Here is a 16,400-nt window from a genome sequence, read left to right as displayed (position 1 = left end):
GGAACTACTTCAAGGCTGCCGGCTATGTCTCAGGTTAATGGCGGGAGGCTTTAAGGATTTTGTTCACTTCTCGAATGCCCGCCGCGTTGGCGCCACTTTTGTCGATGACGATCTTGCTCGGGAATCCATTTGAAGACAGCGCTTTGGCGAAGAACCTGGCGGCTGCTGGACGGTTCCTGCGCTCGGACAGCATGAAATCAAGGGTATTTCCGGCCTTGTCGACGGCCCGATAGAGGTACATCCATTTGCCGAGAACACGAGTATAGGTCTCGTCCATGCGCCAGGAACTCAGCGTTGGGCGTTTCTTCGATTGCACTCTTGCTGCGATCATCGGTGAATACTTCACAACCTACCTGTTAAGTGTAGCGTGGTCCACCTGCACGCCGCGTTCGGCCATGATCTCTTCAAGGTCACGATAGGACACCGTGTACCGCAGTTAGAAGTACACAGCGTACAAAACCGCATCCTTGGCGAAATGAGAGCCCTTCAATGAAATCATGCTCAATTAACCTGTTCGAAAACTATTCTAAGGGGTCGACTCCGGCTCAGTGCAGAATAGGGCGCTAAGAGCTTCTAAGCTGTTGATCTTGCGATGCCGAGTTGTTGGCCCAATCGGAAGGTTTGTGCGTAAGACGTTAAGTCGGAACAATAGAGGAACTGTTGAATGTCAGATGAATTCGGCTCAAACGGCGTAAACTGAGCCCAACCCCTTTTTGCCTGTGTGGCCTGTTTCGTTGATCTGACTTCCTCATGGGAAAATCAGGACTGATCTGCCATCTGGCGAACGCGGGAGGGCAAGATGCCCAGTCACCATTGCGGTCATTCGATTCTAGAGATTGAATAAGCAGGATGCGCAACCTTCCCGCCATTTGCTCACGCGGCTATTGCTAACGCAGCATTTGCTCGCTCATGAGGAACGTTTGTTGTTGCACCGCGGCGCACGCCTCCGAAACGGTCATTCACGGGCGTCGATTAACAGTGGAAAACCATCGTTTAGATGGACCAGTAGCCAGGCATGCAAAAACAATCGCGCCTGACCAATGAAATCGGGCTAGCCATCAGCGCCTTGCATGACCGAGGCGGCCACTTCGCGAAGTTTCTCGGCTGCCGGGGACAGGGCACGGCCTTTGTAAGTCAAAATTCCAAGTTTGCGGCTGATTGTTGGTTCAGAAATTGGGATGATCGCAATTTCGAGGTCGCGCCTTGAGAGGCGGATGAGGGAGGGAGTTGCCGCTATTCCAATCCCCCGTGCGACGAGGCTAAGTTGCGAATGGAAATGCCCGACCTGTATGTCGTTTGAAAGAACATCGTAGAGAGCGCCTAGGTGGCGATGTAGGAGTTTGCGTGTACCGCTTTCCGGTCTAAGCAGGATGAAGTTCTGGTTCTTTACCTCCTCCCAAGTGGTCGATGTTGCCGTCGCCAGTGGGTGGCTCTTGTGACAAGCGATGACAAAGCGGTCGTCAATTAACTGCTCGAAATCTAGCTCCGGATGGGATTCACCCAACGTGCCGAAGGCCAATTCGGACTGCCCGCTTAGAACCCGTTCAAGTGCTTGTGGGCTCGAGTCCTCATGCACCCTGACACGGATATTTGGGTAGGTCGTTTTGAACCTGTCGATAATTTCCGGCAGTAGCGTGTCCGATAACGTCATATTGCAGGAAAGCGTGACGATGCCTTTGCGCACCTTCACAAGCTCTGACATGTCGTTAAGCGAGCGGTTGTAGTCTTCAATTATTCGCTTCGCCTTTGGCAGAAATTCCCTTCCAAGGGTGGAAACCGCTACCGAGCGGGTGGTCCGATCAAGGAGAGGAGCACCTATCGAGTCTTCAAGTTTCTTGATCCGTTTGGATAACGCAGACTGAGTAACAAGAAGTTCATCGGCGGCCAAAGCGAAACTTCCAAGCCGCGCAACGGTAACGAACGCGATGATTTCTCCAAGAGAAGTGTCTCGGATCATTTATAAATTCCCCAAATTCATTAATGCTTGATTTTTTTGAATTTGCGTAACTTATCGCTCGATGTCAACCTGTTCGCACCATTGATCTTGAACGGCTATCTGAATGAAAGGCCGCTTCGACTAAGGGAGGACTATCCATGCTGAGTGGATTAAAGAAACTGTTTATGGGCGCGGCTGCAGCCCTAGCGCTGTCAGCGCCCAATACTGCTTTGGCCAATGACTTCACGCTTGAAGGTCAGACTGTGACCTGGATCGTCGGCTTCAGTGAAGGCGGCGGCACGGATCGTCTGACGCGTCTTTTGCAAGCCAAACTGGGAGAGCATCTGCCTGGCAATCCCAACGTAATCGTCCTGAACCAGCCCGGAGGAGGTTCGGTGATTGCGTCCAATGACTTTCACGAAAATGCTCCGAACGACGGTACGATGCTAATCATGGCTTCGACTTCGTCGCTCCTACCGGTAATCCTTGGTTCGGATGTTGCCAGGTACAACCCAAATGACTGGGTTGCGGTGACGGGCTTTGCTCGTGGCGCTACCATGTACGCGATCAGTGGTGACTTGGGGCTAGGCCATGAAGATATGATGGCCGACTATGAAGCTCTAAAGTCCGCTAACATCCGGTTCGGAACAGAGACGCCGCTATCGGCGGAACTCTTGGATTTCGTGTCGATGGAGATGCTCGGCGTAGAAGCGCGTTATATCTTCGGCTTGGCTTCGAAGGATGCAGAAGCTGCGTTCCAGCGTGGTGAGATGAACGTAAACACCGACAACGTAAGATCATACCTCAAGGATTACGGCGATGATCCCAAGGTTAACCCGGTCTGGAGCTACGGCGTTATTGACGGGAATGGTGACCTGCAGCGCGACCCGGATCTGCCCGACACCCCCACGTTCCCCGAGTTCTATGAAGCGGTGAGGGGCGAAGCACCAAGCGGCACCGCCTACGAGCTGCAACAGGCGCTGATGAACGCCAAGGTCATGCTGTCAAAAGCCGTCATGCTGCCGCCAGGTACGCCCGACAACATCCGTCAGGTCTATATCGACGCGATGAAAAAGGTGACGTCTGATCCAGAAATCATCGCCGCGCTCCCGCGCGAGGTCGGATCCATGCCCTTGAACTTTGGCGACGAAACTCAACAGGCCATGGCCACCGGGACGGCAATTACTCCGGAAGTCCGCGAATGGGCTGCAGAGTTCCTGATGGAGCGCTTCGATACCTCCCTGAACTAGGCTTGTGGTTTAATCCTAGTTAGTTGGGCGGGGCCACTTCGGCGCCGCCCTGCATTGCCAGCGGCTATTCCGGTAGCAAATCGATACACTCACGCCAGGTCGGCTAAGTCCGCAGGCCGGCGACGCAAGAAAATACCAAACGGGACAAGTAATATGTACGAAGCGGCGATCGTAGCGCTGGCTCAACTGACCACGCTCCAGACTTTTATAGCCCTCGTGGCCGGTGTCATCGTCGGACTCGTGGTCGGTATCCTGCCGGGACTGGGAGGCACGGCTGGCCTTGCTCTCCTTCTTCCAATCGTCTTTGGTATGGATCCAAGTTCTGCGCTGGCCATGATGATTGGTCTTCTTGCGGTAACGACGACATCCGACACATTCCCCTCAGTGCTTATGGGTATCCCCGGAACATCCGGGTCGCAGGCCACAGTGCTTGATGGGTTCCCGATGACGAAGAAAGGCGAAGGCACGCGGGCCCTGTCTATCGCGTTTATTTCGTCACTTTTTGGCGGTATCTTCGGCGCCTTTGTTCTGTCTTTCGCCGTTGTATTTGCAACGCCCATCATCCTGCAGATTGGGTTTGGTGAGCAGTTGATGCTGGTGATCCTTGCCCTTTCCATGGTCGGTATCCTTACAGGTGCGAATATCTGGAAAGGGCTGGCAGCCTGCAGCCTTGGTCTCTTGCTGGGTGCGCTGGGATCAGCGCCGCTCTCCGGTGTTCAACGCGCCGCGTTCGGCACGGAATACCTGCTTGATCCGCTGCCACTGGTTATTATTGGTCTTGCGATGTTCGCGACGCCCGAGATCGTGGATCTTCTGCGCCGCCAGTCGACAATCTCGGAAACCGGTCGGCTGGAGCGCACGGGCTGGGCGAAGGGGTTCCGCGACTGGGCGAAGAACTGGTGGCTTTCGTTGCGTTGCTCGATGATCGGTTCGCTGATCGGCGCATTGCCGGGGCTGGGCGGCAGCGTCGTGGATTGGATCGCCTACGGCCATGCAGTCCAGACCACAAAAAACCGCGAAAGCTACGGAACGGGCGACCCTCGCGGCGTCGTGGCACCTGAATCGGCCAATAACGCAAAGGAAGGTGGGGCGCTTGTGCCAACCCTTCTCCTCGGCATCCCCGGTTCAGGTAGTATGGCGATCCTGCTTGGCGGACTGATCTTGATTGGCATCGAGCCAGGCAAGGACATGATCGACAACAATATGGACAAAGTCTATCTGATGATCTGGTCCATAGCGGTGGCCAATATTGTGGGCGCGGGTATCTGTTTCTTTCTGGCCCCACAGATCGCACGCATCACAACGATCAAGTACACCCTGATCGCTCCTTTCATGATCGGCCTTATCTTTTTTGCCGCCTTTCAGGCGACCAGAAACTGGGGCGATCTGATTGCGCTACTGCTGCTTTCTGTTTTAGGCATCTATATGAAGCGCTTCGGATGGTCGCGGCCGGCGCTCCTGATCGGTTTTGTGCTGTCAACCCGGGTCGAAGCTTCGGTTTATCAGACGGTCACGCTGTATGGGATCACTTTCATCGAGCGCCCGATCGTACAGGTGCTCATCGCGCTGACGTTGCTGTCGATAGCTTTGGCGGTTTTCTTCAAACAGAAGAGTTCGGAACCTGTTAGCGTCGACGGCCCGCACAGCCATCTTCGACTGATGCCACAATGGATTTTCGTTTCCGGCGTCGTCGCACTCGCGATTTATGTCTTCCAAGACTCACTGAAGTTCAACTCCCTTACCGGGATGTACCCATTGGTCGCCTCGGTCAGCACCCTGGTGTTCCTGGCGCCGGTGGTACTGATGATGGTCTTCAAGCGTGCGCCGTCAGATTTCTTCTACGATGCAGAACTGAAATCCGTGCCCGAAGGGGGGCGCTCGGCAGAGTTCTACATCGGAATGCTGGTCGTGATGCTTCTTTTTTCGGGGCTTGTTGGCTTCGTACTGGGGATTGCGACCTTCATCGCGCTGTTTCTTTATCGCGCGGCGCATGTCCTCTGGTGGAAGGCAATCCTTGGCGGGGTCGGGTTCATTCTCTTCCTCGGGATCATCTCCGATCAACTCACGCTGCGCTACCCTACCGGGCTTCTGCAAGATTACCTCTCTCTCCCCTGGCCTCTGCAATAGGATCTACTCATGGCTCTTGACCAAACCGCCAAGAACGGCGTCACCCACGAACTGGTGAAATTCGCCCTCGACACCAACTATGCTGACCTGCCAGGCGAAGCCATCGAGATCGCCAAACGCTGCATTGTGGATGGCACGGCTTGCATGATGGCTGGCTCGAAGGAACCGGCACCCGGCATCCTGCGCAAACTCGCCCGCCAAGTCGGTGGCGCCGAAGAGGCGCGTACACTTGGCAAAAACAGCATGCGCGTGCCGCTTCACGTCGCGGCCCAGATCAACGGAATGTCGGGCCATGCGCTGGATTTCGACGACACGGCGTTATCCGAGGAAAAAGACCGGTCCGTTCTCATCCATCCGACCATTCAACCGCTTTCGGCTTGTTTTGCGGTCGGCGAACATCTGAACGTCTCGGCGGAGGAGTTTCTGACCGCCTTCGTCCTGGGCTTTGAGGTGCAGGTGAAGATTGCCGAGGCGATCAATGCCGACCACTTCACGGGCGGGCGCGGATTTCACACCAGCGGAACAATCGGCATCTTCGGTGCGACGATCGCCGCCGGGAAGCTTCTGGGGCTGGATTACAAACAGATGTCAAATGCCATGGGTATGGCCTCGACGATGTCGGCCGGTGTGGGGGCCAATCACGGCACCATGTCGAAGCCGCTGAATATGTCGCGCGCCGCTGAAAACGGGGTGACGGCTGCCCGCTTTGCCTCGCTCGGGATGGATGGGCCGGCCCACGCGCTCGAAGCCGGGCGCGGTTTCTTCGAGGCCTTCGGCGGCGGGTATGATCCCACCAAGATCATCGCGCGCATGGGCGACCCTTGGGCGATCATCTATCCCGGCACGTCGATAAAGCCCTACCCCAGCGGCGTGGTGGGCCATCCCGGCATGGATACGATGAAGAAACTCGTCGAGAAGCACGACATCAAGCCCGAGGACGTCGAGAAAATCGAGGTCCGCACAGGCGCAAACGTGATTACCCCCGGACCGCTGCGAATCCCTCATGCGAATAACGAGCTGGAAGCGAAATTCTGTGTCGCGTTCCAGATGGCCGCCATTGTTCTGCGCCGTAAGGCCGGGCTTGCCGAGTTTTCCGACGCCTTCGTGCAGTCTCCCGAATGCCAGGAGATGCAGACAAGGGTGAAGGCAGAACTGGACCCCGAGATCGTAGAGATGGGAAAGGGCGTCATCGTCGCACGCATCACACTGACGACCAAAGATGGGCACACATATTTTGAGCAGTCCGATCCGCACTACCGGGGAGGGCCGAAAAACCCGCTGACCTATGAAGAGGTTTCGGACAAGTTCAGGGACGCCTCAGCCGGCGTTCTGAGCGAGGAAAAGATGGAAGCGTTTCTCAAGCTCGCCCGCGACTTTGAAACCCTGCCGGGCCTCAGTGACATCATGGATACGGTTTCTGCCTGATGCCCAAGAACGATCCTGACGTGCGAGCCCCTGAGGGTACGACGCAGACAGTGGCGGACTATATCACGTCCGTCGCTGGTCAGGACCTGCCGGTCGCGGTTGCAACGAAGACCAAGTGCCATCTGCTCGACACGCTGGCCGCCGTCATCTCGGGTGCGCACCTGAAAGCGGGACGGCTGGCGACGGGGTTCATCGCGACCCAGGGCGGCACGCCCGAAGCAACGGTCTGGGGCTCCGATATCCGGACGACGGCAATCAATGCCGCATTGGCCAACGGGATTTCGGGCCACGCTGACGAAACCGACGATAGCCATCTCGAAGGCCGATTTCATCCCGGTTGCGCGGTTGTGCCGGCAGCCCTTGCCGTGGGCGAGGCTCGCGGTGCATCGGGCAAGGCGGTTCTGAACGCGGTGGCGGTGGGCTATGATATCGGTGCGCGGTTTTCGATGGCTCTGGGGGTTTCGGGGCCCCGGACGGCAACCCACAGCACCCACAGCCTCGGCGCGCTTTTCGGGGCATCGGCGGCTGCCTCGTCACTGATGGGATTTGACAGGCAAAGGGCGGCCTCGGCGCTGTCCTACACGGTCCAGCAGGCCAGCGGTATTCCCTATTGGGAGCGCGATAGCGAGCATGTTGAGAAAGCCTTCGACTTCGGCGGCATGGGTGCCCGCAATGGCGTGGCTGCAGCGATGATGGTCGGGGCCGGGCTGACAGGCGTTCAGGATCCGCTGGAAGGCAAACTGAACTACCTTTCGGCCTTCGCCGAAAACCCTGATGCGGATGTCCTAACCGCCGGTCTCGGGACGCGTTTCGAGATCATGGAAGCGTCGATCAAAAAATGGTGCGTCGGCTCGCCGATTCAGGCGGCCCTCGACGCGGCTATGGCACTTCTGGATCAAGGGCTCGACGTCGCCAGCATTGAAAAGATCGATCTCATCATGCCCGATGACCGCCTGACAATCGTCGACAACCGTGACATGCCGGATGTCTGCCTTCAGCATATGGTTGCCGTCACGCTGATCGATGGCGGCGCGAGTTTCGAGACCAGCCACGACAAGGCAAGAATGTGCGATCCGGCCGTTCTGGCCTTGCGCGAAAAGATGACGGCCATTCCGTCGCATGAACTCACCATCGCGCGACCCGCCCGGCAGGCTATCCTTGAGATCCGCACCAAGGGTGGCGCCACATTCCGCCATCATATCGAGGTCGTCCATGGCACGCCGGGCAACCCGATGTCGCCTGAGGACGTACAGGCAAAAGCGCTCGAACTGATATCGCCAATCCTAGGAAGGAAAGTATCCAATGCTCTCGCCGACGCAGTTTGGAAACTTGAGGAGATCGAAGACATCAACGCGTTGGCGGCCATTGTGAAAGGGGAATAACGCTCATGGATCCCAAAGTCATTCTAATGCCGGTATATTCGCGCGGCAACGAGATCGAACGGTTGCGGGGTGCCCTGTCGCTCGCCCGACACTTCAACGCCCACCTCAAGGTCATTTTTGCTCAGTCAAAGCCAAGCGACCTACTGGGGACTGAGCTTAGTGCGCTGTCGGCAAACCTGCGCGAGCAAGTCGTTTCGATCATGGATGGTGAAGCGATCCAGAATCGCGGCAACTTGCGGGAAAACTTCGAACAGCTTTGCAACGAGAACGGCGTTGCCGTTTCAGATCGGCCTGTAGACGGACTGCCATCGGCGTCCTGGTGCGAGATCAACGGCGCACGAAGCGAACTTGTCGCGGTTAATGGCCGGGTAAGTGACCTTATCGTTATCCCGCATTCAAAATCGGGCGATGCGACCGCGACATTCGAAGAGGCTATCCTTCACACCGGGCGGCCCGTCTTCCTTGTGCCGCGCGGCATGTGGGAGATTAATATCACAAAGGCCCTCATAGGATGGGATGGCGGGCTGGAATGCACAAAGGCAGTCCAGCAGGCGCTGCCCTTCCTCAAGCGCGCGTCGGGTGTGATTATTGGGGCCGGACCAGATACCCTGTCGGATAGACCCACCGCACGGGATGCAGCCGATTACCTAGCCTATCATGGGGTATCCGCTGAGATTCAGCTTCTTGACGAAAAAGCCGCGTCCACTGGCGCCGCCCTTCTGGATCTGGCTGCCGGCCAAAGTTGCGATTTACTTGTGACAGGCGCCTACACGCATACCCGCTTGCGCCACAGGCTTTTGGGCGGTGTCACAAGCCACATGCTCAAACACGCAGAGATCCCAGTGCTGATGGCGCACTGACGCCAGAGTGTCCGACGCATTGCTCTTCGAGTACGCCATGATAGCGGCGGCAGCCTTTGCCGGAGCCCTTGTCAGCGGTTTGGGCGGCTTTGGCGGTTCGTTCATCATTGTTGTTGTGCTGACCCCGGTGGTTGGACCTAAAGCGGTCATCCCCCTGATCGCGGTCTATGCCATCTGCGCGAACCTTTCTCGCGTCTATTTCTACTGGCGGACGATCGCCTGGAAGTCTGCGATCCAGTTCACGGTCGCGTCTTTACCCGGCATTTATCTCGGCGCGAGCTTCCTGCGCGAGATACCGGAAACCTACTTTCTGGGATTTCTAGGCGCGGTTCTGATCCTGATCCTGCCTGTACGCCGCTATTTGAAGCGCACCTCGTTTGAGCCGGGCATCAAGACGATTGCCGGTCTAGGGCTGGCCTTCGGGTTTATGAGCGGAACGGCCGCGGGATCGGGCATGGTGGTCATCGCGTTCTTTAATAGCATCGGTCTGAGCGGACCACTTTTGCTGGGAACTGACGCCGTAATCGGCCTCGCCAACGCCCTGTCGAGGTCAGGCACGTTTTACGGCATGGGTCTCTTGGACCAACGGCTGATCCTGCTTGGTCTCTTTATGGGGCTGGTCACGTTTCCCGGAACATGGGTCGCAAGCCGATTGGTCCGCCTGATGGGAACGCGCGTGCATGATCATTTAATTGAAGCTTTGATCGCGGTGTCCGGAATTGTGTTCATCTACAACGCCTTTTGGGGCCTGGAACCCTAGCTACCTGGATTGACCCAATTGAACCCGCCGGGCTTACATTTTGCGTTTGCCGTCGATTGGGCTGCTTAGATCTGGTCCAAAAACTCTAGCAATTTGGTCGTGCAGAAATCGGGATGGCTCAAGTGGATCATGTGAAACCGAGTCGGAGCATGCCAAATACGAAAATCCGCCAAACCTTGTTGCAGCAAGCCAATCTGCTGCTCGCTCGTTATTTGCCCGCTCGTTGGGTACAGGCCGAGCACTGGCACATGAATCTTGGGGAGAAAATCCTTGGCATTGGCAGCGTTGACAATTCTGGACATCGCAATTTGGGTGGTGGCATCACCTTTGGAAAACTCGTCAACGTACCAATCAAATAGACCTGGGTTCTCTTCTTGCGACAGCCGCGTGATTTTGGTGGTTTCAGCGACCCACTTGCGAATGCCAAGCTGCTCCATCGCCTCGATGCGCGATCCAAATCCCAAGGAGTACCTTTGTTTCATCTTCGTTTCGATGAAAACAGGCGCCGCAACCAGCGTCAGTGATTCCACTCGGTCCGGGTGCTGAGCGGCCAGCGCCATGCCCAAAATGCCTCCCATAGACTCGCCACAGAAATGTACTTTTGGAACTTTCAGATGATCCAGCAAGCGGAGGATGTCCTCGATCAGAGCCTCGACGCTCAACTGCCTTTCCGGATCGCTGATCGTAGAGGATTTGCCGAGCCCCCGCATATCGGGTCGGATCACCGCATGTTTTGCCGCTAGCGCCGGGATCCATCGATACCAAAACGCCCCAGATCGGCCATTGCCATGTTGGAGGAGAATAGGCGTCTTGGCATCCCAAGGATCGCTAAAATCGTCCAGCTGATAGTGAAGTCGAAGATCGTCAGGAACAGACAGCATTGGCATGGTTTCACTCCACCTTTAAGAACCAAAGAAGCTATGCTGGAAAATGGGAATGATACTCTGTGGGAGGTCTCGCCCCAAGAGTTCGGACAATCCGACAACCAACCCAGCGCCGACCAAGCCGCCAAAGACCGCTTTGTACCAGCGGACGTTTGCCCTGAAGATAAGGAAGAGCGAAACGAAAAGTGTTGCGCCAATCGCAAACCCGAGCGACGCTATCATGCCAACCAACCCAACGATCCAAAATAACCCTTGCCAAATCGAACGCGGAGGAAGTGTCTCCGCGGCCTCTGCATCAAAATGCAGCGACGGAGACTCCGCGTTTCGAGAGACTTGCCAGATCAAAACAAACGCGGCCAACAGCCCAAGCGCTGAAACAGCGATTGGGAAAATCTGGTCAATGAAGCTGGACAGCCCCATTGAATCGAACATTGCAAAGGCCAAAACAGCGGCAACGAATACCGCGAAAATCAACGGCGCTGTTCGGGAACCGAACGGAGGGGTATCATCATCACCTTGCGGCTTGTTCCGCATTGCGAGCCACAGAGACCCTGCAATCACAATCAGAATACAAATCCCGACCGGGGAAAGAAGATACCCAAGAGCGGCAGACCAACCGCCGATTGTGTGCCGAACGGTTGCGATTTGGGTCGCCTGATACGTGTAAACCTCCGCTTGGCTAGCGAGAACAAACCCAATCAAGAAGGCGGGTCGTGGCCAATCAAAACGCTTGAGCATAATGCCGAGAATGCCGACACAGACTAAGGCAACAAGGTCCCACATCGTTCGTCCTGACTGGAATGCAGTGAACGAAATCACGATCAAAAGGAATGGAGCGAATAACGGGAATGGGATCGTGGTGAGACGCGCAATCCCGCCGGAGAAGGCAATCGCCAATCCGGCACCCACAACATTTGCGATCGCAAGTGACCAAACGATCGAATAGGTAAGCGGCAATTCTTGGCGCATCATCGCCGGGCCAGCTTCGATGCCTAACAGAACCATACCGGCAAGGAAAACAGCCATCGCGCCTGAGCCCGGAACACCAAAGAGTAGCGTCGGGACGAGACCGCCCCCTTCCTTGGCATTATTGGAGCTTTCCGGTCCGATTACGCCGCGAATTTCGCCCTTGCCGAAACGCGATCTGTCTTTGGTAGTTTGAACCGTATGCCCGTAGGCGATCCAATCAACGACGGCGCCACCCAATCCGGGAATAACCCCTACGATCACTCCAATCGTTGCGCAACGGATCGATAACCATTTGTTTTGCCACCAGTCTCGAATACCTTCGAACCAACCTGACCCCAAACCCCCAGATTTGGAAATCGGTTTGTCTTCCCGCAAAAGCCCTAATATCTCAGGGATCGCGAAAATACCCAGACCGACTATGACAAGCGTCAACCCGTCTTGAAGATACCAATTGCCGAATGTCATGCGTTGTGACCCTTCGGCAGGCGCCTCTCCGATGGATGCCACAATCATTCCCAAGGCGACTGCAATCAGCCCCTTCAACGGGCTGCGGCCTGAAAGCACCGACACCATCGAGAAACCAAGAATCGTGAGCAGCAATAGTTCTGGCACACCGAACGATAAGACCAACGGCCGCGCCACAAGAATAAAGACACTTAAAACTACGGCACCAAACAATCCGCCAAATAGAGAGGACATAAACGCTGCTGACAATGCGCGCGCTGCGTGCCCTTGGCTTGATAAGGGGAAACCGTCCAAAACAGTGGCTTGAGAGGCCGCAGAGCCTGGTATCCCCAAAAGCACACTGGCAAATGTATCAGACGTCGGAATGACAGCCACCAGCCCGATCATCAATGCAAGACCAGACGCGGTGTCCAGCCCGTAGACAAATGGAAGGACGAGAGACAAGCCCGCGATGCCGCCAAGACCCGGCAAAACCCCCACACATAGGCCAACCACAACACCTAAACACAAATAGAGAAATGTTGATGGCGTTGCGATAATGCCTGCGGCCTCGGCCAAGGCGGGCAGTGCTGTATTGAGAAGGTCCACGGGCTACCTCTTGTGCTTAAAAACTAAAAACCGGGCAACCTCTGTGGCTGCCCGGTCGTCTGAAGGGTTTGATCAATTACAGGTCAACGTTGTACTTCTCGCGCAGCCAATTGATGACCCAAGCGCGTGTCTCTTCAGAGATGGTTGTTCCAAGTTTCAGCTGAACTTCCGCCGTGTCGCCTGTGCCTTGCGGGTAGACGCCCAGCTCTTTACCGGAAGAGGCGATGAAATCCGCATTCGCTACAACCTCTTCGAAGGCCGCTCGATAGGCATCCGCAATTTCATCAGAGATCCCTTCCGGTAGGAAAACCATTTTCTGCGCTGAAAACCCAGCGACAAAGAAGGCTTTCCATGCTTCCCAATCTGCTCCGGATGGCGCTTCGCCTTTCACCTTCTCAAGGATTTCTACGAAGGTTGGGATTTCAGGGAAGGTTGGGTCACGAACAATGTTGCCGCTGGCATCTACTGCGCCGAAAGAAAAGAGAGGCGCTGCGAGACCCTGCTCGACCAACGGCACGACGCGGGAGAGATAACCAGACGAGGTTTGCCAATCGATATTGGCCTCACCGCGCTCAAACATCAGGCGCCCCTCACCCCGGCCAGAGATGCCAAAGACAGGCCGTGCATCCAGGCCCAGCATTTCAAATCCGAGAAGCGGTACAAGATCCAAACGCGTCGCACCCTGTGAGCCCAAAAGGAATATATTATCGGACAAAGTGGCAGCCGGATCAGCCGCAAAGTCTTCTGCGATTTCAGGCGTCGTGTAAACAACGCCACCAGTGGAAGACACAAGAACAACCGACCAATCGGAATATTCATACTCAACACGCGGATCGCCTAGAAGATAAGGCAATTGGGTGGATCCACCACTACCAAAGATAGTCAAACCGTCAGGTTCAACGCGCTGCGCAAAATGGTTTGCTCCGCGCGTGGAACCCGCCCCTGGCATGTTGATAACGGCCACGGTTGGCTTGCCAGGTAGCGCTTCAGAAAGGAATGGCGCATAAAAACGTGCCCAGCGATCTGATCCGCCTCCTTCATTGAAAGGGATAATCCACTCAACTGTTTCACCTTCGAAACTTACGTCGGCTTGCACACCTGACGCTGCAAAAGACATCGCACTTATGGCGAGGCCAAGCGCCGCGCGCCGTGTATTAGAGAATAGTTCTTTCATGTTTGCCCCCCTCAGGCGTTTCGAGTTAGCGAATACTCGCGTGGTAATTGAATTCTTTCGCCAGACCTCGGCTGCGCCTCCACTCCAACGCGACATCGTCATAGGCATAGGCGATCCGCTCAATAACGATGACCGGTTCCGATGGTTGGACCTGGAGAATGGACGAGAATTCTACTCCCGCAGCTTCGGCTGTCAGATACTCTTCGGCGCGAGCTACGATCTGTCCGCATTCGCGATCGTAAACTGGGTAAAGAAGAGGACCGATTTCCCGCTCTTCAATGTCGAGGAATGCTGAAAAGCGCGGGAGTGGAAGCCAAATGTCCTCGACAAGTACTGGCTTTGAGTCAACCAGACGCAACCGGTTCATGAAGATCGCATCTGCGCCTACGTCAATCGAAAGCGCCTGCGCAACATGTTCGGGTGCTGGCAAAAGCAATCGGCGCAAAATGCGGCTTTCTGGCTCTAGATCCAACCCGTCGGCGCCCAAGAACCGAAAGAACCGAAACATTGAACTGTCGAATCTTGGATGGCGTACAAAGGTACCTTTACCGTGCTGACGCTCCAGAATTTGTTCATCTACGAGAATAGCGATGGCTTGGCGCACTGTTCCGGGTGCGAGACCGTAATGCATTGCAAGCTCTGTTTCGGAGGCGATCTGATCGCCCGGCCTGCGTTTCCCAAGTGCGATTTCCGTGCGAATGCTGTCCGCAAGCCGCATGTACTTTGGCAATCTGTTATCTCCTGAAAGCACACTGGACTGCATCATTGACCTCCCATATCCTAGCTACTATGGTCCTCTATAGGACTAGAGGAGTCAACACCAAACATGAAATTGACCGGCGCCAACGTTCTCATGGATGAACCAAGCGGAGACTTTGACGCTCACGCTCATGTCTTTGAGAAGGATTTGCCGTTCGCCCTGGGGCGGCGCTACACACCTACAAACTCGGCAACTCTTCCCATGTTGTCAGACAACCTAAGAACAGTTGGTCTAGACGGGGCCTTGTTGGTTCAGCCCAGCTTTCTTGGATGCGATAATTCTTATTTGATTGAGGCACTTGAAGTCGGAAAAAACTCCGATCTCACATTTCGTGGAGTGGCCGTCGTAAGCCAAGATGCGTCGGAACAAGACCTTGTCGGTTTGGCGAAAGCACAAGTTATTGGCCTGCGCCTCAACCTCATAAAACGAGAACAAATTGAGCAATTCAACATAGAGGATTGGTCAAACGTACTGAGCATGGCTAATACGCTTGGTTGGCATGTAGAATTACATTGCGAAAGTCATGATATACTCTCAATTCTTCCGGCGCTCCTAGACCGCTGTGAAAGAATCGTCGTTGATCATTTCGGGAGACCAAACGAAAAGGCGCCACTCGAATGTCCAGGGTTCAAGTACCTCGTGGGCAATAGATCCGGTCAGCTTTTTGTGAAAGTTTCAGCGCCTTATCGTGTGTTTGCAAACAGCCCAACAAGTGCCTTACACAACAAAGCAGCCCCTCTTTTCTCGGAGCTCCTTTCGGCACTAGGCCCTTCTCGTTTGATGTGGGGCAGCGATTGGCCGTGGACACAGCACGAGCATCTTGGACTCACCTACGAGAAAACGAGAGCTTGGTATTCGTCTTGGGAGAACGAAACCCAAGACGACTAAGACTCCCAAGTCTCGAGAGGTTGATTTCACAAGGAGCCTGCCTTGAGCCGGTCAGAGGGCATGCCAAACGCTTGTGCGCTGAAAATGAACGGCAGCCAGGTCCCACGACCTGTGAATTCCTCTCCAAAACTTCGCTGCAAAATGAACGAACGACGGCTATCTCCGCCGCCGCGCAGCGCTGTAGATTGAGCACTTGCAGCGATTTTCGCGCTGCGCGCGCTCGCAGCGAAAAAAGTGAATTCACAAGTTGGGCTCTCTGCCAGCATTCGCGACGCCACGCACGAACGGCTGCGTATGCTAACGTACGATCCTGCCCTCTACCGGAGTAGACCCCGGGAAGGGCGCAGCCCTCCCCCTCGGGCAACCCTATTAGACCGGACCGTGTCCTCGGCTGCGCCTGCGGGCCGCACCACCCGGATCGAATAGAATTGCCTCGCCCCCTCCCGCGTTCGCCACGTGGCAGATCAGCAGGAACAGGCGGCTACGCCGTCTAACCCTGCAAATCCGCCCTGATTATTCGGACAGGAAGTCCGCATCATCGGAATCGGTCTGGACGTTGGGCGCGCGTTGGAAGGCATAAGGGAAAGGTAGGTCGATGGCGACCAAACCGCTTCACCTCACAACTGCAAGGTCGCCAGCCAAAGACTACTCGCGATCAGGGCCCGGCCTGGGCCAAGTAATCAGGTGCTCATGGCCCGACCAGGTTTCGCTTTCATCGTCGTAAAACTTGTTGACCTCAGCCCTCAGAGTATCGGCAGCGGCCTCGAATGATGCAATTCTACTCAGTTGACCGGCACTTGTGGCAATGTGGGTGAGATGTTTGGTGTGGATGGTCACCTCCCCGTGTGGACCATACTCAACGAGGAATACATCCATCTCCGCGTCGGCAAAGAAGGCACAGATCTTCGGTATCGAAACGCCATTGTCGCCAT

At 55.6% G+C, this 16,400-nt stretch carries 14 protein-coding genes and 1 pseudogene; 7 read left to right on the top strand and 8 right to left on the bottom strand.

Features of this window, described 5'->3' with window-relative positions; all coding sequences use genetic code 11:
- Positions 1-49: 49 nt before the first annotated feature.
- Positions 50-499 (bottom strand): annotated as a pseudogene (locus tag GOX53_RS30000) (IS6 family transposase); the annotation flags it as partial.
- A 552-nt stretch (positions 500-1,051) separates the two neighbouring features.
- On the bottom strand, positions 1,052-1,957 hold the full coding sequence (locus GOX53_RS27305) for a LysR family transcriptional regulator (protein WP_171182030.1): 906 nt from the start codon (positions 1,955-1,957) through the stop codon (positions 1,052-1,054).
- Positions 1,958-2,094: 137 nt separating this feature from the next.
- On the opposite strand from GOX53_RS27305, the gene GOX53_RS27300 reads away from it, so the two are divergent.
- The 6 genes from GOX53_RS27300 to GOX53_RS27275 all read left to right on the top strand — a co-directional run bounded on the left by GOX53_RS27300 (position 2,095) and on the right by GOX53_RS27275 (position 9,740).
- Positions 2,095-3,186 carry a tripartite tricarboxylate transporter substrate binding protein gene (locus tag GOX53_RS27300; RefSeq protein WP_171182029.1) on the top strand — a complete coding sequence of 364 codons (1,092 nt, stop codon included), beginning with the start codon at positions 2,095-2,097 and terminating at the stop codon, positions 3,184-3,186.
- A 153-nt stretch (positions 3,187-3,339) separates the two neighbouring features.
- Positions 3,340-5,313, top strand: coding sequence for a tripartite tricarboxylate transporter permease (locus GOX53_RS27295; protein ID WP_171182028.1), 1,974 nt, complete (start codon positions 3,340-3,342; stop codon positions 5,311-5,313).
- A gap of 9 nt (positions 5,314-5,322) precedes the next feature.
- Positions 5,323-6,738, top strand: a complete 1,416-nt coding sequence (locus tag GOX53_RS27290; RefSeq protein ID WP_171182027.1) for an MmgE/PrpD family protein — start codon at positions 5,323-5,325, stop codon at positions 6,736-6,738.
- On the top strand, positions 6,738-8,120 hold the full coding sequence (locus tag GOX53_RS27285; RefSeq protein WP_171182026.1) for an MmgE/PrpD family protein: 1,383 nt from the start codon (positions 6,738-6,740) through the stop codon (positions 8,118-8,120). The genes GOX53_RS27290 and GOX53_RS27285 overlap by 1 nt, the downstream gene beginning before the upstream one ends.
- A 5-nt stretch (positions 8,121-8,125) precedes the next feature.
- Positions 8,126-8,980, top strand: a complete 855-nt coding sequence (locus tag GOX53_RS27280) for a universal stress protein (protein ID WP_171182025.1) — start codon at positions 8,126-8,128, stop codon at positions 8,978-8,980.
- 7 nt (positions 8,981-8,987) lie between these two features.
- Positions 8,988-9,740, top strand: coding sequence for a sulfite exporter TauE/SafE family protein (locus GOX53_RS27275; RefSeq protein ID WP_171182024.1), 753 nt, complete (start codon positions 8,988-8,990; stop codon positions 9,738-9,740).
- Positions 9,741-9,805: 65 nt separating this feature from the next.
- Here the strand turns inward: GOX53_RS27275 and GOX53_RS27270 are convergent, their stop codons facing one another.
- The 4 genes from GOX53_RS27270 to GOX53_RS27255 all read right to left on the bottom strand — a co-directional run bounded on the left by GOX53_RS27270 (position 9,806) and on the right by GOX53_RS27255 (position 14,583).
- Complete coding sequence (locus tag GOX53_RS27270; RefSeq protein WP_171182023.1) at positions 9,806-10,627, bottom strand: alpha/beta fold hydrolase; 822 nt, start codon at positions 10,625-10,627, stop codon at positions 9,806-9,808.
- 15 nt (positions 10,628-10,642) lie between these two features.
- Positions 10,643-12,646, bottom strand: a complete 2,004-nt coding sequence (locus GOX53_RS27265; protein WP_171182022.1) for a tripartite tricarboxylate transporter permease — start codon at positions 12,644-12,646, stop codon at positions 10,643-10,645.
- A 76-nt stretch (positions 12,647-12,722) separates the two neighbouring features.
- The gene (locus tag GOX53_RS27260) at positions 12,723-13,820 is read right to left on the bottom strand and encodes a tripartite tricarboxylate transporter substrate binding protein (protein ID WP_171182021.1); all 1,098 of its coding nucleotides are present in this window, start codon (positions 13,818-13,820) and stop codon (positions 12,723-12,725) included.
- Positions 13,821-13,845: 25 nt separating this feature from the next.
- Positions 13,846-14,583 carry a GntR family transcriptional regulator gene (locus GOX53_RS27255; protein ID WP_217351966.1) on the bottom strand — a complete coding sequence of 246 codons (738 nt, stop codon included), beginning with the start codon at positions 14,581-14,583 and terminating at the stop codon, positions 13,846-13,848.
- 63 nt (positions 14,584-14,646) lie between these two features.
- Here GOX53_RS27255 and GOX53_RS27250 point away from each other — a divergent pair, with 63 nt between their 5' ends.
- The gene (locus tag GOX53_RS27250) at positions 14,647-15,468 is read left to right on the top strand and encodes an amidohydrolase (protein ID WP_171182020.1); all 822 of its coding nucleotides are present in this window, start codon (positions 14,647-14,649) and stop codon (positions 15,466-15,468) included.
- A gap of 26 nt (positions 15,469-15,494) precedes the next feature.
- Here GOX53_RS27250 and GOX53_RS27245 read toward each other — a convergent pair whose 3' ends face one another.
- Entirely contained in the window at positions 15,495-15,734 is a 240-nt protein-coding gene (locus GOX53_RS27245) for a hypothetical protein (RefSeq protein ID WP_171182019.1), read from the bottom strand.
- A gap of 379 nt (positions 15,735-16,113) precedes the next feature.
- On the bottom strand, positions 16,114-16,400 hold a 287-nt coding region (locus GOX53_RS29650), incomplete at its 5' end, for a hypothetical protein (protein WP_217351965.1).

This window comes from Ruegeria sp. HKCCD8929, assembly GCF_013031405.1.
Classification (GTDB): Bacteria; Pseudomonadota; Alphaproteobacteria; order Rhodobacterales; family Rhodobacteraceae; genus Ruegeria.
Note: the sequence above shows the minus strand (reverse complement) of the source record. Positions and strands in the feature narration are given on the sequence as shown.